The sequence below is a fragment of the Priestia sp. SIMBA_032 genome (assembly GCF_046535215.1).
Lineage (GTDB): Bacteria > Bacillota > Bacilli > Bacillales > Bacillaceae_H > Priestia > Priestia aryabhattai.
The window spans coordinates 1-261 of sequence record NZ_JAWRXD010000936.1; the positions used below are offsets into that span (position 1 = coordinate 1).

1 protein-coding gene is annotated in these 261 nt (G+C 34.9%); it reads left to right on the forward strand.

Annotated elements, in window-relative coordinates; genetic code table 11:
- The coding region (locus SB717_RS37080) for a phosphatase PAP2 family protein (RefSeq protein ID WP_410908092.1) at positions 1-261 on the forward strand (261 nt) is incomplete at both ends.

The following is a 261-nucleotide window of genomic DNA, read 5'->3' on the forward strand; positions in this document are numbered from 1 at the left end:
CTTGTTTTTTGGAAGAAGCGTTATTATGCTGCGATGATTGTGTATCCAATGGGAATTTTAATAACACATCTTGTGAATAAAGGGATAAAAGAGATTGTAAAGAGAGAACGTCCGTCATTAAATGAAGCGTTAGATGCACTTGGATATAGTTTTCCTAGTGGACATGCAATGCTATCGATTATGACATTTGGATTTCTTGCTTATATCATTGCTGCTAATTTGAAAAGCATAGCTGGGAAATGTGTCATAACGATTTTGATG